The sequence below is a fragment of the Candidatus Pelagibacter sp. Uisw_136 genome (genome assembly GCF_047720275.1).
Classification (GTDB): Bacteria; Pseudomonadota; Alphaproteobacteria; order Pelagibacterales; family Pelagibacteraceae; genus Pelagibacter.
Genome location: NZ_CP159812.1, coordinates 244,019 through 269,454, shown reverse-complemented (window position 1 = coordinate 269,454; position 25,436 = coordinate 244,019). Strand labels below are relative to the sequence as shown.

Sequence of the window (25,436 nt, the reverse complement as noted above, 5' to 3'; positions counted from 1 at the left end):
TTGGTAAAAATCTAAGCTGCTGTATCTTCGTACTCTTCCATAGATGGACATGTGCAAAACAAGTTTTTATCTCCATAAACATTATCTACTCTACCAACTGGAGGCCAATATTTGTTTGTTCTTAAAAACTCTGAAGGATAAGCGGCCTCTTCTCTTTCATACTTATGATCCCACTTATTTGATGTTAATTCAACGTGAGTATGTGGCGCATTCTTCAATGGATTGTCAGTCTTGTCATATTCACCAGACTGAATTTTATCTATCTCATGTTTTATCTTTATAAGTGTAGAACAAAACTTATCGATTTCACTCAAACTTTCACTTTCCGTAGGTTCAATCATCATTGTACCTGCAACAGGCCAAGACATTGTTGGAGCATGATACCCAAAATCAATCAATCGCTTTGCAATATCTTCTTCAGTAATCCCCGTTTCACTTTTTATTGTTCTAATATCAATGATGCATTCATGGGCTACATTTCCACTTTTACCCTTATACAAAATTGGAAAAGAGTCTTTTAATTTATGTGCAATGTAATTTGCATTTAATATTGCAACTTGTGATGCTTTTCTTAAACCTTCAGAGCCCATCATTTTTATATACATCCATGAAATTGATAAAATACTTGAGCTACCCCAAGGTGCTGCAGATACCGCTCCCATTCCAGTCGCAGGTCCACAATCTTTTATAACGGAATGCTTTGGTAAAAATACTTCTAGATGTTTTTTACATGCTATTGGTCCCATACCTGGTCCACCACCTCCATGGGGTATACAAAATGTTTTGTGTAAATTTATATGACAAACATCTGGTCCAAAATTTCCTGGTTTTGCAATACCTACTAATGCATTTAAATTTGCTCCATCCATATAAACCTGTCCACCATGATTATGGATTAATTCACAAATGTCAGTTATTTTTTCTTCAAAAACGCCATGTGTTGATGGATAAGTAACCATAAGAGCAGCTAAATTTTCCGAATGATCTTCAGCTTTATTTTTTAAATCTTCATAGTCTACGTTTCCATATTGATCGCATTTCACAACAACTACTTTCATACCAACCATTTGGGCGCTTGCTGGATTTGTTCCATGTGCAGAACTTGGAATTAAACAAACATTTCTATTTTTATCACCATTTTTTTCATGATATTTACGAATTACCATTAAACCAGCAAACTCTCCTTGAGCTCCAGCATTTGGTTGTAATGAAACTCCAGAGAATCCAGTAATTGATCTTAACCAGTTTTTTAAATCAGTGAATAACTCCCTGTAGCCATCCATTTGTTCAACTGGAGAAAAAGGATGTGGCTGTGAAAATTCTTTCCAGGTGACTGGTATCATTTCTGAAACTGCATTAAGTTTCATAGTGCACGATCCTAAAGCAATCATGGATTTATTTAGGGCAATGTCAGAGTCTTCTAATTTTTTTAGATAACGTAGCATTTCTGTTTCTGAATGGTATCTATTAAAAACTGGATGATCTAAATAAGTTGAAGTTCTTAATAAGTTTTTTGGAATATTAGATAAACTCTCATTCATAGATTCTTTAATTGTTTCTGAACAATTAAAGATTTTTAATAACTGATTTGCTCTATAAAGATTTTTTCTTTCATCAAAAGATACTGCTAACATTTCAGAATTCACTTTTCTGATATTTACTCCTTGATCTAAAGCATTTTTGTATATCTTCTCTGTTTTATCTAGAGTTTTTATTGTTACCGTATCAAAAAAATCATCTGAATAAAGTTCATAACCAGATTGTTTTAGTTTATCTGCAAAATTTTTAGTCAGTTGAGAAACACTTTCTGCAATCTTTTTAATACCTTGTGGACCGTGATAGACAGCATAAGCTGCAGAGACTATTGCTAATAATGCTTGTGCAGTACAAATATTACTCGTGGCTTTATCTCTTCTTATATGCTGCTCTCTTGTTTGAAGTGCAAGTCTGTATGCTTTTTTTCCATGCTTATCTACCGAAACACCCACTATTCTACCTGGCATTGATCTTTTATACTCATTTTTTGTAGCAAAAAATGCTGCGTGTGGACCACCATAACCCATTGGAATTCCAAAACGTTGTGAACTACCGACTGCAATATCAGCACCTAACTCAGCAGGTGTTTTTAGTTTAGCAAGTGCTAACAAATCACATGCGAGAACTGCTTTTCCATTATGTTTATGTATTTTACTAATAGCCTCACTTGGGTCTTTTATATCTCCAAGGGTGCCAGGGTATTGAATAATACCACATATAATATCTTCTTTAATATCTTTGTCTTCGTCACCAACTATTATTTCTAAACCTAAAGGTTCAGCTCTTGTTTTAATAACATCAATAGTTTGAGGGTGACAATTTTTTGAAACAAAAACTTTTTTAGATTCAGACTTAGATATTCTATAGCTTAATCCCATAGCTTCTGCTGCTGCTGTTCCTTCATCTAAAAGAGAGGCATTAGCAATATCCATTCCTGTAAAGTCAATTATCATTTGTTGAAAATTTAATAACATTTCCAATCTACCTTGTGCTACTTCTGGCTGGTAAGGAGTATAAGAAGTGTACCATCCTGGATTTTCTAAAATATTTCTAAGTATTACATATGGTGTATAAGTTCCGTAATAACCCATTCCTATAAAGCTAGAATAAACTTTATTTTTTTTAGCTATATCTTTTAGTTTTCTAAGTGCTTTATATTCAGAGTTTGGATCTCCAATATCTAAGTCATCTTTAAGAAGAATTTTTTCTGGTACAGTGTCTTTTATTAAATCATCAAGACTTTTATAGCCTAATTCTTTAAGCATAACATTTTGTTCATCAACTGATGGACCTATATGTCTTTGTATAAAATCTTTTTGAGCATTTTTTAACATTTAACTACCACTTTCTTTTGAAAATTTTTCGTATTCTTCTTTATTCATTAATGAATCCATTTCAGACTTATCAGTAATTTTTAATTTAAAAAACCATGCATCATTTTCTGGATCGTTATTAACCTTTGCAGGATCATCAACAATTGCTTGATTGTTTTCGATAATTTCTCCAGATACAGGAGTATAAATATCACTTGCAGCTTTTGTTGATTCTACAACACCAGCATTACCATCTTTAACAACAGAAGACCCTATCTCTGGTAACTCTACAAAAACAATATCACCTAGCATTTCAGTTGCATGTTGTGTGATTCCTATAACAGCAGTATCACCATCTAATTTTATCCACTCATGTTCTTTTGAATATTTTACTTCGCTCATTTGCTAACTCCTTTCACATAACTTTTTTTATAAAATGGCAAATTACTTATAATTGCCGGATATTTTTTTCCTCTCACTTCTAAAAAAACCCTAGTATCAATTTTAGAAAATGAATTTTCTACATAACCCATTGCAACTGGAGCCTGAACACTCGGACCAAAAGTTCCACTTGTAATTTCCCCAATATTTTTATCATCTTCACTAAATATTGAAGTTTTTTCTCGAGCTATAATTCTTCCCTCTGGCTTAATACCAACACGAATCTTGCTTACCCCTTTCTCGATTTGAGATTTAATTTTTTCATATCCAATAAATCCACCCTCAAGAATTCTATTTTTTGATATTGCCCATTTTAAATTCGCTTCTATTGGGCTTTTATTGATATCCATGTCGTGACCATATAAACAAAGCCCCGCCTCTAATCTCAAAGTATCTCTAGCACCTAGTCCAATTAAACTAGCCCCTTCATCTATGAGTTTTTGTACAAACACTTCTGCATCCTCATTTTTTATCGATATCTCAAATCCATCCTCACCTGTATAACCAGATCTTGTAATATAAACATTTTCTTCAAGATAATTAAAGGTATCACCACTCATAAATTTTAGAGCTGACACTCCGTTGATTATCTTTTCTAATATTTGGACTGCTTTTGGTCCCTGTATTGCTATAAGAGATAGTTTATCACTTAAAATCATTTCATATTTATTATCTAGTAATTTAGATAAAAGTTTAAAATCTGTATTTTTACAAGCAGCGTTTAATACAATGTTAAAACCACCTTCAACTTTTGTAATAATTAAATCATCATAAATTCCAGCTTCTTCATTCATTAAAAAACTATATTTTGACTGATTTAATTTAGCTTTACTCAATTCAGTTGGAAAAATTTTTTCAAGATCTTTTGCTAGTGTGTCTTCTCCTTTAATGGATAGCTGGCCCATATGTGACACATCAAAAATACCTGCATTTTCTCTTGTACTTTTATGCTCCTCAATAATTCCTTTAGAATATTGAATTGGCATTTCGTAGCCAGCAAAAGGAACAAACTTAGCTCCATGCTTTTGATGTAAATTGTAAAGTGCTGTTTTTAAATTTTCCATATTAACTCACTGTACCCATCTGTATGTTTGCCTGAGAGTTTTATTCCGTCGGCGAGAACTTAATCTCTTTCCAGAGTTAATATGTTACGGTCCTTTTGCCTGAGAGATTCCTGGGTGGTTGCTCCTTCGGCGCTACGATAGTATGTAGTCTCTCCCGTATTCAAGAATAATCTACCAGATGTATGTCAGAGTCAATTAATAATTTTTTCTTTTTTATTAGATAAAAGCAACGATGAAAACTGAAGTAAAACAGCAAATAGAATAATTGCACCTCCAATTAATGTAAATATTGATGCCCTTTCACCTGCAAATAAAAAAGCCCAAACAGGCCCTAAAACAGATTCGGATAGCATAATTACTCCAACCATTGCTGAAGGTGTACTACGTGCACCGATGGTAATGAATATAAAGCCAAAACCAACTTGAAAAAAGCCTCCTAAGAAACCTAAAAATATATCATTAGGTGAAACTATTAAATTATGTGAATAATAAATACATACAGTTAACCCAATTAAACATGAGCTTACTCCGGCAACAAATTGAGCAGGTATCATGTCTACTGTAGGAAATTTTCTTACAATCATGATTAAAACTGCAAATGTGATGGGCATTGTAAATGCAGCTAAATTTCCAGAAAGATTGCCTGGTCTCAAATCGTTACCGACCATTAAGGTAACTCCTGTTATTGCTAATATTATTGAAACTAGAGTTATTGTTGAAATTTTTTCTTTTAAAAATAAGTACCCAAAAATTGCAAGAAATAAAATCTGTAATGATATTATAAAGTTAGTATTAGCAACTGATGTGTTTGACATTGCATATACATAACCACAAAATCCAAATGATAATACAATACCACCAAAAAAACCTGGTAATCCCGACTTATAGAAAGAGCTTAAAGTTTTCTTTTTATAGGTAATTATTAGAAAAGCTAAAACTGTAAGCGTAAAAAATAAAGATCTCCAAAAAAGAATTTGCCACTCGGTAGAGCCTTCAAATTTTTTTACAATAAGCCCACCAAAACTTAAACTTAAAGCTCCCATAAAAATGAGTAATGGACCAGGAATTTTATTAATTACATTCATTTAAATATTTATTTGTATCTTCTGTGTATGCTTTAAATATATTCTGAGCTTCTTCAAGACTTACTTCCTTAAAGTTTACTTTTGTTCCAGGTGTTAATTGCCCAACTAAATCAAGATCAGCAGCAATAACAACACCAATCTTTGGATACCCTCCAACTGTTCCATGATCAGATAACATTATTATTGGATTACCATCAGCAGGTACCTGAATAACTCCTCTTACTAAACCTTCTGATTTGATATTGGTGTTTTCTATATTTTCTAAATTAGGACCTTTTAATCTTATACCCATTCTATCAATAAGGTTTGTGATTAAAAAATCTTCACTAAAAAATTTATCTATTGCTTCCTTAGAGAAATAGTCAAAATTTGTACCTTTAATAATTCTAATGATATTATCAGTAGAATAATTATAATTTATTTTTTTGTTTATTATACTTTTGATATCAATTTTTTTGATAAAAATTTTATCGTTTATAGAATATTTTTTTCCATTATTTGGTCCAATATTTGCTTTAGTATTTATGGAATAACTGCCCCAGGTTTTTTCTAGATCAAAGCCGCCATTAACAGCTAAATATCCATACGTAGAATTTTTAGTTGAAATTATATCTATTTGATCCTCTTCATCTAAAATATAACTTTTGTAACACTCACCATCTTCAACCACTGAATTATTCCTAATAATCTTAAAAAAAATATCTCCAGATATTGCAAAATTAATTTTTCCATTCTTTAACTTTAAAAGAGGGCCTTGGTATGCAAACTCTACTACAGGTTCATTTAATTGATTATCAACCAATCTATTTGATAATGTGTAATTTCTCTGGTCAATTGCACCACTTACTGCAATTCCAACATGATATAAGTGATTTCTACCTTTATCTTGAATGGTAGTGTTAACTCCCGCTCTTAAAATTTCAAAGTATGCTTTATTCATTCCAATTTAAATATTCTTTTTTTGTTATTTGATAAAAACTTACTTTATCACCTGGATTAACTAGAGCTGGTTGATCTAAATTTTTATCATCAAAAATTTTCTTTGGGGTGTTACCAATAATATTCCAACCACCAGGGCTTTCAAAAGTATAAATATTTGCAAATTGTTCTGTTATGCCTACTGATCCTTTAGGCATCTTTAATCTTGGTGTTTCTAATCGATTACATCTAATACTTTCATTAAGATCTCCTAAAAAAGGCATTCCAGCAATAAAACCTGTCATGTAGCAAAAATATTCTTTGTTGAAATATAGTTCTAATATTTTATCTTTATCTATATTTAATTTTTCAGTTAGCCTCAAAAAATCTAATCCATACTCATCATCACAACAAACTGGGATCTTAATTTTTTGATTATTGTTTTTAATATCTCTATTAATAGTTAAACCTTCTATAAAATTTTTTATTTTTTTATAGTTGGTTATAGTTAAATCAAAACTAATGATTAATTTATTATAAGAGGGTGTTAAATTAGTTATTCCCTCGATTTTTTTATCTTTTATTAATTTTGATATATGGTGAAAATAATCTATGACACTTGCATTTATTGCTTCATTAACTTCTGAGCCAAAATCACAATATACAGCTGCATCACCAAGATTTGATATATTTTTAACCATGCCATGTTATACTCCAGACTAATGAGTATGGAAATTAATATCAATTGTGATTTAGGAGAAAAATCTAAGCTTCATTCTATTAAGAATGATCCAGAATTACTTAATATTGTAAATTCTGCCAACATTGCGTGTGGCTACCATGCAGGAGATGAACAAACAATGGATATGGTTATTCAAATTTCAAAAAAAAATGGTGTTAGTATGGGGGCTCATCCTTCTTTTAATGATCCTGAAAACTTTGGAAGAAAAAAAATGTATTTAAATTCTTTAGAAATAAAAAAACTAATTTTTGAGCAATATGAAATATTACAAAAGATTGCTCAAAAACATAATGAAAATATAACCCATATTAAACCGCATGGGGCACTTAATAATATGGCTTGTGAAGACTTAGAATTAGCCACAACGTTAGCATTGGCTATTAAAGAGATTAATAAAGATATTATTTACCTTGTCCCAACTGGTTCACAAATGGAAGTTGCTGCGAAGACAAATAGTATGAGAATAGCCTGTGAAATATTTGCAGATAGAAATTATGAAGATGATGGTAATTTAATCTCTAGAAAAAAGCCAAATGCTTTAATTACTGATCCAGATATTGCAAAGAAACATGTGTTAAATATGGTTAAAAATCAGGCAATAAATTGTCTCAGTGGTAAACAGATACCTTGTGAAATTGACTCAGTTTGTATACATGGTGATAATGAAAGCTCATTAGCAACTGCAAAATCTATTAAAGATAATTTAGTTTATAATGGGTTAATATTGAAACCCTTAAATAAAATGAATAAATTTAATTAAACAATGAAACAACTTATTTATACATTACTAATAATTATAGCGCTTACTAATAATTCATTTTCTGCAGGGAGTAGTGATAGCAGCTCTTCTGGAAACAGCGGTGGCGATGAAAGAGATTCTGCTCCTAAATTATCAAACTATGCAAAAGCAAAAAATTTAATTAAAACTGCCAAGAAATATGAAAAAAAAGGTAAAACTAAAAAAGCACAAAAAAGATATGCAAAGGCACAAAAGCTTCTTTTAAAATCTAATAAGAAAAAACCACTACAAGCTGATACTTTAAATTATTTAGGTTTTACTACTAGAAAGCTAGGTGATTATGAGGGAGGTGAAGAGTTTTACTTACAAGGCCTACAAATTGAGCCCAATCATAATGGAATAAATGAGTACCTTGGTGAGCTTTATGTGGCTACTAATAGAATGAATATGGCTAAAGAAAGATTAGAAGTTTTAAAAACCTGTAACTGTGAAGAGTACGAGGAACTAAAAGAAATTATTGATGGAACAAAGAAGTCTAAATATTAAACATTGAATAAGAAATAATTATTTAATATTATAAATAAATCTTGATCGAAGAATTCATTATTTTAACACAAATTATCTTTATAGATATCATCTTAGCTGCTGATAACGCTATTATTATTGGATTAATTGCTGCTAACTTTGTACCAAAGAATAGAAAGCAAATAATTCTCTGGGGTGTTGCTGGAGCTTTAGTTTTTAAAATTATTTTTGCTCTTTTTGCTACTTATCTATTTGAATTTTATTATATTAAAATTTTAGGTGGACTACTTCTAATTTGGATTGTTAATGATTTAAGGAAAGATTTAGTTGAAATGAAGAATAAGATTAAGTCACCAGTAAAAAAATCAACAGAGCCATCATTTGTAAAAAGTATTTATAAAGTTTTATTTGCAGATATTACAATAAGTTTTGATAACGTTATTGGAGTAGTTGGTGCTGCAAAAGGTTATTTTGGTTTTATGATATTTGGTCTTGTTTTATCTGTAGTGTTAACTGGGGCATTAGCTACTTATTTAGCAAATTATATTCAGAAACATTTATGGATAGCCTATGTAGGCTTAGGATTTATTTTAATTGTGGCACTACAATTAATAATTGGTGGATTAAATGATTATGGTGTTTTATCAATTAACGAGACATTTAAACAATATTTTTAGATTAGTACGAATGTTTCTTAGTAGGAAACTTATTTGCAACCACATCTTTCTTATAATTTAACACAGCATCATTTATTTGCTTTTCAATATTTGAATACCTTTTAACAAATCTAGCTTTAATCTTATTTAATCCTATCAGATCATCTGTAACTAAAATTTGTCCATCACAGTGTACCGATGCTCCAATACCAATTGTAGGAACTTTAACAGTTTTTGTAATTTCTTTTGCTAATGAGCTTTCAACACATTCTAAAACAATTGAAAATACACCAGCTTCTTCTAAAAGCTTAGAATCTCTTAAAATAATTTTTCTTTCTGCTGTTTCTTTTCCTTTAAATTTAAAACTTGTTGCGGATTGTGGAAGAAGACCAAGATGTCCCATTACCGAAATTTTATTCTTAATCAAAGTATTAATTATTTGAACAACTTTTTTTCCACCTTCAAGCTTGACAGCATCACACTTCGTTTTAGAGATTATTTTTTTTGCATTGCTTAAAGCTTCTTTTGGGTTTCGGTAAGTATTATGAGGCATGTCTACTACCATTAAGCTTTTTTTAACCCCCATTCTTACACTTTTAGAATGTTCAATTATCATATCAAGTGTTACTTTTTTTGTAGAAGAAAAGTTATAAAGTACAGAACCAAGGGAATCGCCTACCAAGATAAGATCACAATGTCTGTCTATAATAGATGCAATATTTTTAGAGTAAACACTAAGACTTATAATTTTAGATTTATTTTTTTTTTTAATAAAGTTTATAATCTTTCTATTCATTTTTTACCAAATACCATTATTTTTCATTGATACCCAAGGTTCTTTAGTTTCTAAATTTCCTTCTTGTAAGATTTCTATAGAAATATTATCAGGAGATCTCACAAATGCCATATGGCCATCTCTAGGTGGTCTATTAATTATATAACCCATATCTAATAATCTTTGACATGTTTCATAAATATTTTCAACACGGTATGCCAAATGACCAAAATTACGAGATCCATCACCTAACTTGTCGCCATCCCAATTGTAGGTTAGCTCTAGTTCGGCTTTTTCATCACCAGGTGCTGCTAAGAAAATTAAAGTAAACCTACCCTGTTCACTTTCCATTCTTCTGTTTTCAATTAAACCTAGTCCCTTACAGTAGAAATCTAATGATTTCTCTACGTCTAGATTCTAATCATGGTATGTAAATATTTCATAATATCTTGTATTCTATAGTAAAATATTACTCTAATTCAATGGTACTTGGTGGTTTTGAAGTAACATCATAAACTACTCTATTAATGCCTCTAATATTGTTAATAATTTGATTAGAAATTGATTGCATAAAACCTTTAGGAAAATCAAAAAAATCAGCTGTCATTCCATCTTCAGATGTAATTGCTCTTAAAAGACAAATATATTCATAGGTACGATTATCTCCCATAACACCCACAGTTTTTACTGGTAGTAGAGCAGCGTATGCTTGCCAAATTTTATCATATAATCCATGATCTCTTAAGGCTTTAATAAAATAGAAATCTGCTTCTTTTAAAATTTTAATTTTTTCATTTGTAATAATGCCGGGCATTCTTATTGCTAAGCCTGGGCCAGGAAATGGATGCCTTGAGATTATGTTATTAGATAAATTAAGTTCTAATCCTAATTTTCTAACTTCATCCTTAAATAAGAATTTAAGAGGCTCTACTAATTTTAATTTCATTCTTTTAGGGAGGCCGCCCACATTATGATGTGATTTTATTTTTGAGGTTTGACTGCCTGTAACAGATTTACTTTCAATTAAGTCTGGATAAAGAGTACCTTGTGCAAGAAATTGAACATTCTTAATTTTGTTTGCATATCTCTCAAATATTTTGATAAATAGATTTCCTATAATTTTTCGTTTTTTTTCTGGATCAGAAACATTTGTTAATTTTGTAATAAATTCTTTTTCTGCATTAACGTATATTAAATTAATTTTTAATTTTTTCTTAAATGTATTAACAACTTGTGTTTCTTCATTTTTTCTTAAAAGACCATTATTAACAAAAATACAAGTTAAATTTTTTCCAATTGCTTTACTTAATAATTGTGCCACCACACTACTATCAACACCTCCCGACAATCCACAAATTACTTTTTTATTACCTACTTGTTCTTTAATTTCATTAATCAATTTTAATTTTTGATCTTTCGAAGACCAGTTTTTTTTAATTTTACATATAAGAAAAACAAAATTACGTAATAAAATTTTACCTTTATTAGTGTGTGTTACTTCTGGATGAAATTGTACTCCATAAAAATTATCTTTAATATTTTCAATTATCGTTAATTTAGAATTTTTTGTGGATGCTATAACCTTAAAATTTTTTGGCATTTTTGATACTTGATCAGCATGACTCATCCAAACATCACTTGTCTTATTTTTATTAAAAAAATTTTTAGTTAAAATACTATTAGATACTTTATTTATTGTAGCTAAGCCATACTCTCTGTGTTTAGATTTTTTAACTTTGCCTCCTAATAGTTTTGACAATATCTGATGTCCAAAACATATACCTAAGATTGGAACTCCTAGTTTTAAAATCTTTTTATCAAATTTAAATTTATCATTTTCATAAACATTGAGAGGGCCACCAGAAAGGATTATTCCTCCTATATTTTCTTTTATAATTTGGGTTATCTTTATTTTTTTGTGGCTAACAATTTCTGAAAAAATTCCTAATTCTCTTACTCTTCTTGCAATTAATTGAGTAAATTGGGAACCAAAATCAATTATTAAAATTTTACTTAAATTATTACTAAGACTCATTTTTAGGTTCCAAATTCTTTAAGGATTCTAAAATAGAATTTTCTTTACCACATAATTTATTACAAATTTTAGAGAAATTATCAGCTAATTCTTTTACTTTAGAGTAATTAGATCTTTTTAACTCTATCTCCATAAGCATATAGTTTGCTTCTTCATTTTTTGGATCTAATAAAAGCACGGTATCAATATTTTTTTGTTCTTCTTTTTTATTCTCTTCAAAATTATAAATTTTTGCTAAATATAAATATGCATTTTGATCTTTAGGATTAAAAACAATACTTCTTTGAAACAAAAATTTAGACTCTTCATATTTTTGTTCATCATATTTATTTTTTCCTTTTTCAAAAAAATTATTTTCTGCTAAAGAATAGCTTCCAAGATTTAAAAGCATAAATAACATAATTGTTAATTTATTTATTATTTTCATTAATATTTACTTTCATTTTTTACTTGATCAACATTATGAACCATACTTTCATAAAAACCTGCTTTTGTTATTTTTACAAAATTAGGTTTATTTTTAAGATTTGGAATTTTTTTTGCACCTAGATAACCCATAGATGATTTTAGCCCCCCAATTAGTTTATAAATTATACTTTTAACATCACCTTTATATTTCACAAATCCCTCTACTCCTTCTGGAACATATTTAGATGAGTCTTTTTGTTTAGTTTGAAAATATCTATCAGCTGAACCTTTATTCATTGCTCCAACAGACCCCATACCTCTAAAACTTTTAAATAATTTTCTATTTTTCTTAATTAGTCTTCCAGGTGTTTCTAGACTTCCTGCCAATAAAGAGCCAATCATTATCGCATCAGCACCTGCAGACAGAGCCTTAGCTAAATCACCTGAATATTTAATTCCACCATCTGAAATTATCTTTACTTTATTATTTTTAACACCTTTTTTTACAGCAAGTATTGCACTTAACTGCGGAACACCAATGCCTGCTACTAGTCTGGTTGTACAAATTGATCCTGGTCCAATCCCAACTTTAATAATATCTACTCCTAATTTTATTAAAAATTTTGCAGCTTCAGCTGTTGCAATATTTCCAGCACATAGAGTTGTTTTATTTGTTTTTAATTTTTTTATAGCTTTAATAATTTCTGCAACTTTTTTGCTATGTCCATGGGCTGTATCCACAACAATTAAATCAACTTTTTCTTTTAAAATAGCTTCTGCTCTTTTAAGTTCTAAAGGACCAGCTCCAACAGCTGCACCAACTAATAAATTTAATCTTTTAACTTTTTTAATTTCCTCAATTTGTTTTTTGATATCAAGGTTCCTGTGGATTACACCAATGCCTCCAGCCTTAGCTATTGCTATAGCCATTTTACTCTCCGTAACCGTATCCATTGCAGAAGATAATAAAGGTATTTTTAATGTTAAATTAGATGATAATTTTGTGCTGGTATCAACATCAGAAGGAAGAACTTCCGAATATTTTGGTGCCATTGTGACATCATCAAAGGTGAGTGCTTCTTTTATAGGATCCATAATCATTTATATATGATTCCTTTAAAAAAAAAAGTCCCTATCTTAAGATTTTACAAATAATAAAACTTTCCTTGGATTCTTTTCTGCTAGACTTAGGTTTAAACACCTTTACTTCTTTGAATAATTTTTTACCTAAGGCAACTATTTCATTAAATGATGAACCTAAAAAAATCTTAGAGACAAATCGGCCTTCTTTAACCAGCATTTCTTTAGAAAAATTCATGGCTTCCATCGCAAGTTCTCCTGTATAAATTGCATCTATATCTTTTATACCAGTTGTATTAACAGCCATATCAGACACCACAACATCAACTTTTGATTTGAATAACCCTTTTATTTTCTCTTGAGAGCCTAAATCAGTAAAATCACCTTTAATTTGAATTGTATTCTCAATTTCTTCCATACCCTTAATGTCAATTGAAACCAATCTTCCACTTTTTACTTTTCTTGAAATATATTGAGACCAACTACCTGGTGATGCACCTAAATCTATTACTGATATTCCATTTTTTAATATCTTAAATTTTTCATCTATTTCAATTAATTTATATGCTGATCTAGCTCGATAACCATCTACCTGAGATTGTCTAACATAAATATCTCTTTTTTGTTTATTAATCCAATTTTTAGAAATTCTATTCTTTTTCAATTAATGACCAAACCTTAAACTTTTTGATAAAATTTTATTTTCTAAAGTTTTTATTTTTATTTTTACCTCTTTATCCAATCTCATATCTTTATCACCATCCCAAATTCCAGATGCAAGGTGTATTATACCTAGTTTATGATTGGGTAGATAAGGTTCAACAAAACTTTTATCTTGTTCGTTAAATTTTGGTAAAAGATTGCTAACTAACCAGTTGCAATTATGAGGTAAGAACTCAGCTTCTAAATCATCAATGTAAACAGACATATTAATTGCCAATTGTTCTGATCCAAAAATATTTCCAGCTTTTAATGTTTGTTCTAAATTTTTTTGCCACGTAGTCCATCCAGCTGAATTTTTTTCTAAAGAAAAAACACCAATATTAATGTGTGGAGCAAAGGCAAGTTTTCGAGCTTTATCTATTCCAATTTTTGATTTTATTGCATGTTTAAAATTTTGAGATTTAATTATTGCTAGTTGTCCAAATATCCAATTAACTTTAGACATTATTTTATATCCAGGTGTAAAAGTTTGAGTAATTCCCAATTTTCCATTTTCACAGGCTTTAAAATAAAGCTCTATTGAATTCCAATCGCCTACCCAAGCATCACAATCAATCCATAAAAATTTTTCATAATCAGGAAAATATTTTGGTAAAAAAGCTCTAGATACTTGACTCTTTAACCAATCTCTTCCTTTTACTTTAAATGTTGGAACATCAATGTCCCATTCAGCTGATTTAATTTCGTCAACTTTTTTAGATAATATGTCTCTTTGCTGCTCAGTCAGACCAGCATCTAAAATACAGATTGCAGTATCTTTGCTTTTTTCAAAACTTTTAATGGAGTTGACTAATTCATTAAGTAATTCAAAGTAATTTGAATCAGCCAGAGATACAATAACATTTTTTTTCATCTACAATATATCTTCAAGATCTTCATTATCATGATTTTCACCACTTAAAATTTTCTGTTTATGAATTTTTTGATAACTAAAGTATCCAAATGGAATTAAGCAAATATAAATTAATCCACAAATGACCAAAATTTTAAATGTATATACTAACAAAAGTCCAAAAAATAACACAACAGCAAATAATGCAAAAATTGTCATACGACGTGGTATAGAAATTTTTTTAAAAGCAAATGTTGGAATTTTACTGATCAGTAAAAATGAAATCAAAATAAAGAATGTTGGTACTACTATATCATAGTTAATTTTGATTAAATTAATCTCACTTAGGCTTAATATTAACGGCATCAATACCAAAATTCCACCTGCTGGTGACGGTACACCTTCAAAATAATTATCTCTCCATGATGGCTCAGAATTTGAGCTCACGTTAAACCTTGCAAGTCTAAGCGCAACACAAACTACAAAAATCATTGTGAGTAACCAACCGAATTTACCTAAATTGTTTAAAGACCAGAAATACATTATAAAAGCTGGTGCTACACCAAAACTAATTAAATCTGCTAATGAGTCTAATTCCTTTCCAACCAAGGAAGTTCCTTTCAACATCCTTGCAACTCTTCCATCTAATGCATCAAAAATTGCTGCAAATATAATAGCTATAATAGATAGTTCAAATTTTTCATCTAATGCAAATTTAATAGAACTTAACCCAATACATACATTTATTAATGTCAGTGCATTAGGTAAAAGCATTCTAGCTTTTTTTTCTGATACAATCTTAAGATTATTTTTAGGTAGTTCCATAAGCTATCTTTTAGCTAATAGTGTTTCACCAGCAATTGTCTTTTGTCCAACTTTAACTAATGTTTTATAATTTTCAAAATAAACATCAGCTCTACTTCCAAATCTTATCATTCCAATTCTTTCACCTTGTTGCAAATTTTGATCCTTTGAAGATTCACATACAATTCTTCTGGCAATTAAACCTGCAATCTGGACAACAATAACGTCTTCTCCATGGCTATTCGTTATCTTGTAATAATTTCTTTCATTATCTTCACTTGCTTTATCAAGTGATGCATTTAAAAATTTTCCTGGTTTATAAAGTATTTCTGAAATTTTACCTTCACAAGGTGTTCTATTTACATGACAATCAAATACGTTCATAAAAATACTTATCTTAATGAATTTTTTATTTTCTAAACCAAGCTCTTTTGGTCCATCAACTTCATGAACCATTAAAACTTCACCATCGGCTGGACTTGTAAGATAATTTTCATCATTTATTGAAATTCGTTCAGGATCTCTAAAAAAATAATAAACCCATATAGATAACACTAAACCGATTAATCCTAGAAAGGTGCTTAAGAAGTATAAAAAAATTGTTACAATAATAGATATAGCTAAAAATTTGTATCCTTCAGAATGAATTTTTGGGAAAATTTTCTCTAACATAAGCTTCTATTTGATAATTTTTTATTAATATGTATATAAAGCACTAAATTACAATTACTAATATAAATTATTCAAATATGGCTAAAATTAAGGTTAAAAATCCAGTAGCAGAACTCGATGGCGATGAAATGACAAGAATAATATGGGAGTTTATTAAAAGTAAACTTATTCTTCCATATTTAGATTTGGGCATTGAATACTTTGATTTAGGTATGAAAAGTCGAGATAATTCTAATGATCAGATAACAATTGACTCAGCCAATGCAATTAAAAAAATCGGTGTTGGTATTAAATGTGCAACAATAACAGCAGATGAAGCCCGTGTTGAAGAATTTGATTTAAAAAAGATGTGGAGATCTCCAAATGGAACTATAAGAAATATTATTGGTGGAACTGTATTTAGAGAACCAATAGTTTGTAAAAATATTCCTAAATTAGTACCTTCATGGACAGACCCAGTAATTATTGGAAGACATGCATTTGGAGACCAGTATAGAGCAACAGATTTTAAAGTTCCTGGGAAAGGTAAAATGGAAGTTAAATGGACAGCTGAAGATGGTAGCCAAGAAATAAAATATGAAGTTTTTAACTTTCCTGGACCAGGTATAGCTTTATCAATGTACAATTTAGATAAATCAATAGAAGACTTTGCAAGGTCTTGTTTTGGCTATGGTTTGATTAAAGAATGGCCAGTTTATTTATCAACAAAAAATACAATTTTAAAACAATATGATGGTCGTTTTAAAGATATTTTTCAAAAAATATTTGATGAGGAATTTAAAGACAAATTTGAAAAATTAAAAATTACTTATGAACACAGACTAATTGATGACATGGTTGCTTGTGCAATGAAATGGAGCGGTAAATATATTTGGGCTTGTAAAAATTATGATGGTGATGTTCAGTCAGATACTATGGCGCAAGGATATGGTTCATTAGGTTTAATGACTAGCGTTCTATTAACTCCTGATGGAAAAGTAATGGAGGCTGAAGCAGCTCATGGAACCGTAACTAGACATTATAGGATGCATCAACAAGGTAAAGAAACCTCTACAAATCCAATTGCATCTATTTTTGCTTGGACTAGGGGTCTTGCGCACAGAGGAAAATTAGATGGAAACGAAGAGTTGATTAATTTTTCAAAAACTTTAGAGAAGGTTTGTATTGATTGTGTTGAAAATGGATCAATGACTAAAGATTTAGCAATTTTAATTGGTCCTTCAAGTAAGTACTTAACTACTAACGGTTTCTTAGATGAGTTAGATGGACAACTTAAGAAAAAGCTTAATTAATTAATTTTTTAATATTTTCAAAAGACTGCTCAATTTTATCAGGCAATGTTCCCCCTGCTTGGGCAAAGTCAGCTCTTCCACCACCACCTTTACCACCAATAACTTCTGAGCCAGCTCTGACAATTTTTACAGCATCAAACTTGTCCTCTAATGTCTTGGTAACACCTACAGCTAATCCAACTTTATTGTCATTGATTGCATAAATTATTACTAATCCTTCACCAATTTCTTTTTTTCCTTCATCAATTAACTTACGTAGATCTTTAAATGGTAAATCTACAATATTTTGAAACCTAACTTTAAATCCATTAATAATTTGATCATTGATTTTATTTTTTTCTTTATCTTTTAATATTGAGCTAACTGAAAGTTGATCAAATTGTCTATTAAGGTCTTTTATCAAGGCCACTTGATCACTACTTTGAAGATTAGGTTTTCCTCCTAATTTAATAATCTTTGTCTCTAATTCTTTTATAACTGCCTCATTTTTTTGATCTGACAGATTAGATAAGTTTTCTTTCTCTTTTAAAAAATCAACTAACTGCTTATCTCTTAATGCTTCGATTCTCCTTACGCCTGCTGCAATAGATGATTGGCTTATAACCTTAAATTTTCCAATGTCAGCTGTATTTACAACGTGCGTTCCTCCACATAGTTCTGTTGAGAAAAATTTACCCTCCTCGTCTCCCATAGATAAAACTCTCACCTCATCACCATATTTTTCTCCAAATAAAGCTAAGGCGCCATTCTCAACAGCTTCTTTAGGTGTCATTATTCTTGTTTTCACCTCTGACTTTTTTTGAATTATTGAGTTAACATAATGTTCAATTTTTCCCATCTCTTCTTCTGAGATAGGCTTCATATGACTAAAATCGAATCTTAATCGATCAGACTGAACTAAAGATCCTTTTTGAGTTACATGCTCACCCAAAACTCTTCTTAACGCTCCGTGCAATAAATGAGTAGCTGAATGGTAGGCTCTAATATTATTTCTTCTCTGTGTATCAATTTTTAATTCAACACTTTCTTTTAATTTAACCGAACCTTTTATAACTTTTCCATAATGAACAAATAAATCCCCTAGTTTTTTTTGAACATCAGCTACTTCAAATTCAAAAACCTCATTAGAAATTATTCCTGTATCAGCAACTTGCCCCCCTGACTCACCATAAAAAGGTGTTTGATTTGTAATTATAATTCCTTCATCATTTTCTTGTAAGTCTTGAACCTCTTTATTATTTTTAAGAATTAAAGTAATTACACCTTCTGCTTTGTCCGTGGAATATCCTAAAAAATCAGTTGCTCCTAAACGATCTTTTATATCAAACCATATTTGATCTATGGAACTATCCCCTGATCCTTTCCAATTTTTTTTTGCTAATTCTTTGCTTTCTTTCATTAATAAATCAAATTTCTCCCCATCTACAGTCAGTGATTTATTTTTCAAAATATCTTCAGTTAAATCTAATGGAAAACCAAATGTATCATAAAGTTTAAATGCCACTTCTCCAGGTAATATTTTTTCCACTTTCTCTAACTCTTCATTTAATATTTTTATTCCTCTATCCAATAAAACTAAAAACTTTTCTTCTTCTGTTTTTAAAGTTTCTTTTATTAATGATTGTGCTCTTTCTAGCTCGGGATAATTGTTAGACATTTCTTCTAGGAGTGTTTTAAAGATATTATAGAAGACTGGTTTTTTTGAACCTAGCAAATGTGAATGTCTCATTCCACGTCTCATAATTCTTCTAAGTACATATCCCCTACCTTCATTAGATGGTAAAACTCCTTCTGCTAATAAAAATGAACTTGCTCGTAAGTGATCTGCTATTACTCTAAAGCTAGATTGGTTAACTTCATCTACTTTAACGTTTAATGTGTCAGATGCAGATAGTATTAGTTTTTTAAAATGATCTGTTTCATAGTTATCGTGTGTACCTTGCATTAGTGCAGCTATTCTCTCAAGACCCATACCAGTATCCACAGATGGTTTAGGTAAATCTATTCTTTTATCTTTTGAAATTTGCTCATATTGCATGAATACTAAATTCCATATTTCTATAAACCGGTTACCGTCTTCATTTTTTGTACCAGGCAAGCCACCTTCTAAATGCTCACCATGATCATAAAATATTTCTGAGCATGGTCCACAAGGTCCTGTATCGCCCATAGACCAAAAGTTATCTGATGTTGCTATCTTGATTATTCTATCATCACTAAAACCAGCTATTTTCTTCCAAAAGTTGAATGCCTCTTCATCATCATGGTAAACTGTTACAAAAAGACGATTTTTATCAATCCCAAACTCTTTAGTTATTAAATTCCATGCGTAACTAATTGCTTCTTCTTTAAAATAATCTCCAAATGAAAAATTTCCAAGCATTTCAAAAAATGTATGGTGCCTTGGAGTATAACCTACATTTTCGAGGTCGTTATGCTTACCGCCTGCCCTTACACATTTTTGTGAAGTTGTGGCTCTTACATAGTCTCTTTTTTCCAACCCAGTGAATATATTTTTAAATTGCACCATTCCTGAATTTGCAAACATTAATGTCGGATCATTATTTGGAACTAAATTACTAGACTCAACTATCCTGTGATCATTTTTTTCAAAATAATCTAAAAAAGTTGTTCTAATTTGATTTAGTGTTTTGTCAGCCATACATTTAAAATACAGCTTTTTTATTTGATGTCTAGATAAGTGTAGGGAAAAAAGGCGCTTAAATTATGCACTTGAGGGACACACTACCTCACACTAGCTGACACTTGCTCACACTAGTTATGCGGACGATTTAAAATTGATTAAAAATAATTTTCTTAAAAACTCATAAAATTAAGCAATAAACTAGAACCATAACTAGAACTTTTTGAGATAAATCAGATGATTAATTCTCGAGTCTTTGATAATATTTAATTAATTATGAAAAAACTTTTAGGAATTATCGTTCTAGGTTTGTTGTTAAGCGGGAATGTAAATGCTGAAGTAAAATCTGAAGATATTACCTTTCCTGGCAACTATTATATAAAAGAGATTAAGACTTGTTCAGCAATTCCTACCGATAAATCATTTAGCAATTTGTCTGTCGTTAAAACAGTTGAAAGTGTGGTTGGTTTTGATTGGTCAAAATATCATACAGAAACAAGTAGTTCTATTTATGTTGATCATGATCCTATTACTGTGCCCATTAAAGTAATGATGGCTTCAACACATAATGCAATTGGTAACAAGAACCAGTCTAATATAGATATTGCAAAAAAATTCTTAATAAAATTAGCAAAAGCAAATACTTTACATAACAGCATTGGTTATGAGGAATTAAAAAAAAAACCTAAGTGTTATGCAAATGGTGATCAAAATGAACCCTGTTGGTATCATGAATATGAATTTGCGTCACAATGGTTTGGAAACTATATGATCATTGCAATTTGGCTTAAATCTGAATTAGATCCACAAGAACTTAAAGTAGTAAATAAGTATATTAATAAAATGTACAAAAAGTTTCTAAAACCAATTCAGTTTAAAAAAAATGAAAAAGGATTCTATGCAATGGCTAACGGTGGTTTGTCGACATTAGTTTATGCATCATGGACGGACAATAAGAAACTTGCTGCCAGAGAAATTAATCATACTTTTAAAGAAATTGATAAGTTATTTTATGACGATGGATATATTAACAATAATTCTTTTAGAGGTGTTAGAGCGCAGTGGTATCATTCGTATGGAGTAGATATTGCCCTTGGATATGTTTATATCGCGAAACTATGGGGTGCGAAAGTGCCAGAACATATACAAAATAAACTTGTAAATTCTGCAAAGCTAGTCAACTTAGCAATTACTGATGAAGAAAAATTTAGAAGTAGAAAGTTTAGTGGTGATAATAGGAATGAAATCAAAGACCCAACAAAGGCCATTCCACATACTCACCAAATGGCGATAGCTATTGATACATTGATGGAGATAGTTGCTGGTGTAAAACTGGAACATGATCCAATATATTTAAAAAAAAGAAAGTATCACGTGCCTGATGGAATGGATGATTTAATTGGATTTAACCCAAATTGTATTCTTCGATAATTATGTATTTTAATAAAGAGAACTAGAAGAGTGCGTAGGGGCGTTCTGTTACCCGGTGCCCCGAACCATGTTTATCAGTTATAGGATTATGTGGGACAACTAGAACCATAACTAGAACTTTTAGAGATAAAGCAAATTTCTGTTGTAAGTATGTTTGAATAAGCGTTGGTATTCCTAGAGATAGTAAGGGAAAAAAGGCGCTTAATTTAAGCGCCTTTTAATAATTAAAGATGACTTTAACTAATTCTTTTTAGATGGAGGTGTTACTTCATCTTTTATCTCAACTTTAGGATCCTCAATTTGATCTTTTGCTGCTTTTTCTGGATCAAGAGGGTTACCTTCAATTTTTTTTGCTATCACTCCAGCTTTTTCTCTAATTGCCATTTCAATTTCTGCTGCAATTTTAGGATTTTGCTCTAAATAAGTTTTGGCATTTTCTCTTCCTTGTCCAATTTTTTCACCTTTATAAGCATACCAAGCTCCAGCTTTTTCAACAATGTCAGCTTTTGCACCAAGGTCAACTAATTCACCTACTTTACTAATACCTTTGCCGTACATTAGGTCAAATTCAACAACTTTAAATGGTGGTGCTACTTTATTTTTAACCACTTTAACTCTAGTTGAGTTACCAATAATTTCATCTCCATTTTTAATGGCTCCAATTCTTCTGATATCTAATCTAACAGATGAATAGAATTTAAGTGCATTTCCACCAGATGTAGTTTCTGGACTTCCAAACATAACTCCAATTTTCATTCTAATTTGGTTAATAAAAATCATCATTGTATTTGTACTTGAGATTGAGCCTGTTAACTTTCTTAAAGCTTGACTCATTAATCTTGATTGAAGTCCTACGTGGTGATCTCCCATTTCTCCTTCAATTTCAGCTCTAGGTGTTAGTGCTGCAACAGAGTCAATTACGATAACAGAAATTGATCCTGATTTAACTAAGGTATCAGCTATTTCTAGAGCTTGCTCACCAGTATCAGGTTGTGAAATTAATAATTCTTCAGTATCTACACCAAGTTTTTTTGCATAAATTGGATCTAAAGCATGCTCTGCATCTATAAATGCACATATTCCTCCAGCTTTTTGAGCCTCTGCTAATACTTGTAACGCTAAAGTTGTTTTACCAGATGATTCTGGTCCATAGACTTCAACAACTCTTCCTTTTGGCAATCCACCTATTCCAAGTGCTACATCTAAGCTTAATGATCCAGTTGAAACTGACTCGACATCCATTGCTCTTCTTTGGCCAAGTTTCATTACTGATCCTTTTCCAAAGTTATCGATAATTTGGCTCATTGCCGCATCTAAAGCTTTGTTTTTTTCGTTTCCTTCTGCTTGTTGTGCTTTTGTAGATTTAACTACTTTTAGGTTATTTTTAGTCATTTTATGCCTTTTTATTAAATAATTAGTGTTCGAATCGTGTATTAAATGTACACATTTTGTTCTTTTTTTCAATAGTTATTTTTTTTATAATAAGGTGGCTTAATTACTGTATTTTTAAGTAATTACTATTCAACAAACCCATAGCTTGAAGAAGCTTGAATTGTGAAAGTAAATAATTTCTTTCAGAATCTGCTAAGCTTATCTTTGAGCTTAGTAAAATTGAGTTTGATTGAATAACATCAAGTGTAGATCTTCCAAGACCAGCTTCATACTCAACTGTTATTCCTTCATTTGCAATCTCAGCTGCTTTAACTTGAGAGTTAACTGAATTTAATAGACTTTTTGAAGATTGAAGTGTGGACCATGAGATTGCTACATTGCTGTTATTAGCTTTTGTAGCACTGGTTAATAATAATTTTTTTCTATTTCGTAAATTTCGACTTTTGTTTAATGAAGCTCTATTTTTTCCACCCGAGTATATTGGCCAAGTAACAGTTGCTTTTAAAATATTTTTATCACGCTCATCGTATGATGAACTCAAATCTTGGGATTTAGAATTCTCATAAGAAAGTGTTGCAGAAGGTGATAAATCAGATCGTGAAATAAGAACATCTTTTTCTGATTGTTCATATTCTAATTTTGCAATAATTAATTCTGGATTATATTTTTTTGATTTATCTATTGCATCACTCAAGTTATCTGGAAGCATAAGCTTAATATCAAAATTATTATTCAAGCTATTTATATCTGCAATTGGTCCAATGACATTTTCATAGTTTAGTTTACTAGATATGATTTCATTTTTAGATTGAATAAAATTTGCTTGAGCTCCAGCCAATGAAGACTCGGATTGAGCTAAATCAGATAAAGTAATTTGACCTCTTTCAATTCTAGCTTTATTAGTTTCAACTTGTCGCTCTAACAAACTAAGATTACTTTGATTAATCTTTAATTTTTTACTAGCTAATACCAATCCTGAATATGCTTCAATCACTTTTAATAAAACTTCTTGTTCTTTTTTTAATAATTTTATTGCTGCAAGCCTAACTCCAATTTGATTTTTTTGAACATCAGCATTTCTACCAAAATCTATCAATGTCTGTTCAATTTTTATAGATTGAGTAGAAGGATCAACATCATTAACTGACTGTTCAACACCTGATCTATTAGTCAATTTACTTGTGTCTTCTTGACTTTTACTTCCAGAAATTGTGACAGTGGGTAGGTAGTTACCTTTTGAAATTCTTAAATCTTCTTCAGAAATATTAATATTTTCTCTCTCAGCATTTAAGTCAGTATTATTTTGATAAGCCTCTGTAAGGGCTTCAAATAAAGTTACAGCAAATACCTGCTGATTTAAAAATAAAACTGAGAATAGTATTAAAATTGTTTTTTTCATTATTTTTTAAATTTTATCTTTTCGATCTGATGATTGCTATTTAAATTCATTATAACTGTTGAACTTTTTATCGCATCTTTAAACATTTGTTGAGTAATTCTTTGATAAGTCTGCATAAAGTTTATCACATCTCCACTACTCATAATTTTTAGGTTTTTCTTGTTTTTTGTTTGAACCCAGAGCTTTCTCTCTTGTTTTAATCTCCATTCTCTTAATAAATTAAAGTTTTTAGCCTTTAAATATAACAATCCATCTAATTGTTTAAATAAGGTTTTATATTTAGTTTTTAATTGATTATTAACATGGTTTCTCCATTTAGCTCCTTGATCGTAAACTTTTTCAAGAGAATTAATTGGTTTTTTAAGCTGACTGTTTAATTGAGGTCTTGCTCCAACACACCAACCTTCAAAAATTACCACATCTGGCTTTGTTTTGATTTTATACCATAAGCTTTTTTGGCACCTATCGTCTATTGCTTTATTAAATTTTGGAATTTGCAAACTTTTAAAATTTTCATCTTTAATCTTTTTAAAAAAATTGAGCATTAAATCTACATCATGAGTTCCTGGCACTCCTCTCGTCATTAATAAAGGATGTCTATTTTTAGATAATGACTTTCTGTCTTTTCTAGTCTTATAAAAATCATCAATAGAAACTTTAAAAACATTTAACTTAAAATATTTTTTTAAGATTAAAGTTAAAATAGATGAAATCGTTGTTTTGCCTGATCCCTGTCCTCCTGCTAAACCAATTATTAATGGTTTTTTTTTATTAGTCTTTTTTACTATCCAAAAGCTTACAGGAATTAAAAAAGATTTAATCATCTTATCTTTATTTTTAAATTTATCTTTCTTAGTTTCCTGAGAAGATATAAACTTAAAATAATCTTTTTTTACTTTGTTAAAACATTTATTAACTTCTTGCATACAA

The 25,436-nt window shown here is 30.1% G+C and carries 23 protein-coding genes, 1 pseudogene and 1 riboswitch; of the genes and pseudogenes, 5 read left to right on the top strand and 19 right to left on the bottom strand.

Translation table 11 applies throughout. From position 1 onward, the window contains the following. Positions 1-11: 11 nt before the first annotated feature. The 6 genes from gcvP to ABXT53_RS01340 form a co-directional block, all read right to left on the bottom strand. Positions 12-2,870, bottom strand: a complete 2,859-nt coding sequence (gcvP, locus tag ABXT53_RS01365) for an aminomethyl-transferring glycine dehydrogenase (protein ID WP_415290880.1) — start codon at positions 2,868-2,870, stop codon at positions 12-14. Continuing rightward, positions 2,871-3,251, bottom strand: a complete 381-nt coding sequence (gcvH, locus tag ABXT53_RS01360) for a glycine cleavage system protein GcvH (protein WP_271505016.1) — start codon at positions 3,249-3,251, stop codon at positions 2,871-2,873. Further along, positions 3,248-4,354, bottom strand: a complete 1,107-nt coding sequence (gene gcvT / locus ABXT53_RS01355; protein ID WP_415290879.1) for a glycine cleavage system aminomethyltransferase GcvT — start codon at positions 4,352-4,354, stop codon at positions 3,248-3,250. The genes gcvH and gcvT overlap by 4 nt, the downstream gene beginning before the upstream one ends. 77 nt (positions 4,355-4,431) lie before the next feature. Further along, positions 4,432-4,521, bottom strand: a riboswitch (glycine riboswitch). 24 nt (positions 4,522-4,545) lie between these two features. Beyond that, entirely contained in the window at positions 4,546-5,439 is an 894-nt protein-coding gene (locus tag ABXT53_RS01350) for a DMT family transporter (RefSeq protein ID WP_415290878.1), read from the bottom strand. Further along, complete coding sequence (locus ABXT53_RS01345) at positions 5,426-6,379, bottom strand: biotin-dependent carboxyltransferase family protein (protein ID WP_415290877.1); 954 nt, start codon at positions 6,377-6,379, stop codon at positions 5,426-5,428. Before ABXT53_RS01345 ends, ABXT53_RS01350 begins: the two co-directional genes overlap by 14 nt. Beyond that, positions 6,372-7,058 (bottom strand): allophanate hydrolase subunit 1, encoded by a 687-nt coding sequence (locus tag ABXT53_RS01340; RefSeq protein WP_415290876.1) that lies wholly within the window; start codon positions 7,056-7,058, stop codon positions 6,372-6,374. Before ABXT53_RS01340 ends, ABXT53_RS01345 begins: the two co-directional genes overlap by 8 nt. Before the next feature lie 27 nt (positions 7,059-7,085). On the opposite strand from ABXT53_RS01340, the gene ABXT53_RS01335 reads away from it, so the two are divergent. Genes ABXT53_RS01335 through ABXT53_RS01325 form a run of 3 tightly spaced genes read left to right on the top strand, consistent with a single transcriptional unit; the run spans position 7,086 to position 9,040 of the window. Further along, positions 7,086-7,859, top strand: a complete 774-nt coding sequence (locus ABXT53_RS01335) for a 5-oxoprolinase subunit PxpA (RefSeq protein WP_415290875.1) — start codon at positions 7,086-7,088, stop codon at positions 7,857-7,859. 3 nt (positions 7,860-7,862) lie between these two features. Further along, complete coding sequence (locus ABXT53_RS01330; RefSeq protein ID WP_415290874.1) at positions 7,863-8,384, top strand: tetratricopeptide repeat protein; 522 nt, start codon at positions 7,863-7,865, stop codon at positions 8,382-8,384. Positions 8,385-8,425: 41 nt separating this feature from the next. Further along, entirely contained in the window at positions 8,426-9,040 is a 615-nt protein-coding gene (locus ABXT53_RS01325; protein ID WP_168606596.1) for a YjbE family putative metal transport protein, read from the top strand. 1 nt (position 9,041) lies between these two features. Here ABXT53_RS01325 and panB read toward each other — a convergent pair whose 3' ends face one another. From panB to ABXT53_RS01280, 9 genes and pseudogenes are all read right to left on the bottom strand, one after another. Further along, positions 9,042-9,815: a 3-methyl-2-oxobutanoate hydroxymethyltransferase gene (gene panB / locus ABXT53_RS01320; protein ID WP_415290873.1), complete on the bottom strand. Its 774-nt coding sequence runs from the start codon at positions 9,813-9,815 to the stop codon at positions 9,042-9,044. Positions 9,816-9,818: 3 nt separating this feature from the next. Beyond that, positions 9,819-10,237 (bottom strand): annotated as a pseudogene (locus ABXT53_RS01315) (VOC family protein). A gap of 26 nt (positions 10,238-10,263) precedes the next feature. Beyond that, a complete protein-coding gene (gene guaA, locus ABXT53_RS01310) occupies positions 10,264-11,829 on the bottom strand; it encodes a glutamine-hydrolyzing GMP synthase (protein ID WP_415290872.1) in 1,566 nt (521 codons plus the stop codon). Continuing rightward, a complete protein-coding gene (locus ABXT53_RS01305; protein ID WP_415290871.1) occupies positions 11,819-12,256 on the bottom strand; it encodes a tetratricopeptide repeat protein in 438 nt (145 codons plus the stop codon). Before ABXT53_RS01305 ends, guaA begins: the two co-directional genes overlap by 11 nt. After that, complete coding sequence (gene guaB, locus ABXT53_RS01300; protein ID WP_415290870.1) at positions 12,256-13,332, bottom strand: IMP dehydrogenase; 1,077 nt, start codon at positions 13,330-13,332, stop codon at positions 12,256-12,258. The genes ABXT53_RS01305 and guaB overlap by 1 nt, the downstream gene beginning before the upstream one ends. 37 nt (positions 13,333-13,369) lie before the next feature. Beyond that, positions 13,370-13,981: an RlmE family RNA methyltransferase gene (locus ABXT53_RS01295; protein ID WP_415290869.1), complete on the bottom strand. Its 612-nt coding sequence runs from the start codon at positions 13,979-13,981 to the stop codon at positions 13,370-13,372. After that, positions 13,982-14,893: a glycosyltransferase gene (locus ABXT53_RS01290; protein WP_415290868.1), complete on the bottom strand. Its 912-nt coding sequence runs from the start codon at positions 14,891-14,893 to the stop codon at positions 13,982-13,984. Next, positions 14,894-15,697 carry a CDP-diacylglycerol--serine O-phosphatidyltransferase gene (gene pssA / locus ABXT53_RS01285; protein ID WP_415290867.1) on the bottom strand — a complete coding sequence of 268 codons (804 nt, stop codon included), beginning with the start codon at positions 15,695-15,697 and terminating at the stop codon, positions 14,894-14,896. A 3-nt stretch (positions 15,698-15,700) separates the two neighbouring features. Next, entirely contained in the window at positions 15,701-16,348 is a 648-nt protein-coding gene (locus tag ABXT53_RS01280; RefSeq protein WP_415290866.1) for a phosphatidylserine decarboxylase, read from the bottom strand. A gap of 77 nt (positions 16,349-16,425) precedes the next feature. Here ABXT53_RS01280 and ABXT53_RS01275 point away from each other — a divergent pair, with 77 nt between their 5' ends. Continuing rightward, positions 16,426-17,640 (top strand): NADP-dependent isocitrate dehydrogenase, encoded by a 1,215-nt coding sequence (locus ABXT53_RS01275; protein ID WP_415290865.1) that lies wholly within the window; start codon positions 16,426-16,428, stop codon positions 17,638-17,640. On the opposite strand, the gene alaS is transcribed toward ABXT53_RS01275, so the two are convergent. Beyond that, complete coding sequence (gene alaS, locus ABXT53_RS01270; RefSeq protein ID WP_415290864.1) at positions 17,633-20,302, bottom strand: alanine--tRNA ligase; 2,670 nt, start codon at positions 20,300-20,302, stop codon at positions 17,633-17,635. The two genes, ABXT53_RS01275 and alaS, sit on opposite strands and share 8 nt — an antisense overlap. Positions 20,303-20,560: 258 nt before the next feature. Here alaS and ABXT53_RS01265 point away from each other — a divergent pair, with 258 nt between their 5' ends. Further along, positions 20,561-21,715: a peptidoglycan-binding protein gene (locus ABXT53_RS01265; RefSeq protein WP_415290863.1), complete on the top strand. Its 1,155-nt coding sequence runs from the start codon at positions 20,561-20,563 to the stop codon at positions 21,713-21,715. Positions 21,716-21,955: 240 nt separating this feature from the next. Here ABXT53_RS01265 and recA read toward each other — a convergent pair whose 3' ends face one another. The 3 genes from recA to ABXT53_RS01250 form a co-directional block, all read right to left on the bottom strand. Further along, positions 21,956-23,107, bottom strand: a complete 1,152-nt coding sequence (recA, locus tag ABXT53_RS01260; RefSeq protein WP_415290862.1) for a recombinase RecA — start codon at positions 23,105-23,107, stop codon at positions 21,956-21,958. Between the two features lie 103 nt (positions 23,108-23,210). Further along, entirely contained in the window at positions 23,211-24,506 is a 1,296-nt protein-coding gene (locus tag ABXT53_RS01255; RefSeq protein ID WP_415290861.1) for a TolC family protein, read from the bottom strand. Further along, complete coding sequence (locus ABXT53_RS01250; protein WP_415290860.1) at positions 24,506-25,432, bottom strand: uridine kinase; 927 nt, start codon at positions 25,430-25,432, stop codon at positions 24,506-24,508. Before ABXT53_RS01250 ends, ABXT53_RS01255 begins: the two co-directional genes overlap by 1 nt. Positions 25,433-25,436: the final 4 nt, after the last annotated feature.

Excerpts from the sequence above, each read along its gene's own strand:
- gcvP (WP_415290880.1), bottom strand. The coding sequence starts at position 2,870 with ATGTTAAAAAATGCTCAAAAAGATTTTATACAAAGACATATAGGTCCA.
- gcvH (WP_271505016.1), bottom strand. The coding sequence starts at position 3,251 with ATGAGCGAAGTAAAATATTCAAAAGAACATGAGTGGATAAAATTAGAT.
- gcvT (WP_415290879.1), bottom strand. The coding sequence starts at position 4,354 with ATGGAAAATTTAAAAACAGCACTTTACAATTTACATCAAAAGCATGGA.
- ABXT53_RS01350 (WP_415290878.1), bottom strand. The coding sequence starts at position 5,439 with ATGAATGTAATTAATAAAATTCCTGGTCCATTACTCATTTTTATGGGA.
- ABXT53_RS01345 (WP_415290877.1), bottom strand. The coding sequence starts at position 6,379 with ATGAATAAAGCATACTTTGAAATTTTAAGAGCGGGAGTTAACACTACC.
- ABXT53_RS01340 (WP_415290876.1), bottom strand. The coding sequence starts at position 7,058 with ATGGTTAAAAATATATCAAATCTTGGTGATGCAGCTGTATATTGTGAT.
- ABXT53_RS01335 (WP_415290875.1), top strand. The coding sequence starts at position 7,086 with ATGGAAATTAATATCAATTGTGATTTAGGAGAAAAATCTAAGCTTCAT.
- ABXT53_RS01330 (WP_415290874.1), top strand. The coding sequence starts at position 7,863 with ATGAAACAACTTATTTATACATTACTAATAATTATAGCGCTTACTAAT.
- panB (WP_415290873.1), bottom strand. The coding sequence starts at position 9,815 with ATGAATAGAAAGATTATAAACTTTATTAAAAAAAAAAATAAATCTAAA.
- guaA (WP_415290872.1), bottom strand. The coding sequence starts at position 11,829 with ATGAGTCTTAGTAATAATTTAAGTAAAATTTTAATAATTGATTTTGGT.
- ABXT53_RS01305 (WP_415290871.1), bottom strand. The coding sequence starts at position 12,256 with ATGAAAATAATAAATAAATTAACAATTATGTTATTTATGCTTTTAAAT.
- guaB (WP_415290870.1), bottom strand. The coding sequence starts at position 13,332 with ATGGATCCTATAAAAGAAGCACTCACCTTTGATGATGTCACAATGGCA.
- ABXT53_RS01290 (WP_415290868.1), bottom strand. The coding sequence starts at position 14,893 with ATGAAAAAAAATGTTATTGTATCTCTGGCTGATTCAAATTACTTTGAA.
- pssA (WP_415290867.1), bottom strand. The coding sequence starts at position 15,697 with ATGGAACTACCTAAAAATAATCTTAAGATTGTATCAGAAAAAAAAGCT.
- ABXT53_RS01280 (WP_415290866.1), bottom strand. The coding sequence starts at position 16,348 with ATGTTAGAGAAAATTTTCCCAAAAATTCATTCTGAAGGATACAAATTT.
- ABXT53_RS01275 (WP_415290865.1), top strand. The coding sequence starts at position 16,426 with ATGGCTAAAATTAAGGTTAAAAATCCAGTAGCAGAACTCGATGGCGAT.
- alaS (WP_415290864.1), bottom strand. The coding sequence starts at position 20,302 with ATGGCTGACAAAACACTAAATCAAATTAGAACAACTTTTTTAGATTAT.
- ABXT53_RS01265 (WP_415290863.1), top strand. The coding sequence starts at position 20,561 with ATGAAAAAACTTTTAGGAATTATCGTTCTAGGTTTGTTGTTAAGCGGG.
- recA (WP_415290862.1), bottom strand. The coding sequence starts at position 23,107 with ATGACTAAAAATAACCTAAAAGTAGTTAAATCTACAAAAGCACAACAA.
- ABXT53_RS01255 (WP_415290861.1), bottom strand. The coding sequence starts at position 24,506 with ATGAAAAAAACAATTTTAATACTATTCTCAGTTTTATTTTTAAATCAG.
- ABXT53_RS01250 (WP_415290860.1), bottom strand. The coding sequence starts at position 25,432 with ATGCAAGAAGTTAATAAATGTTTTAACAAAGTAAAAAAAGATTATTTT.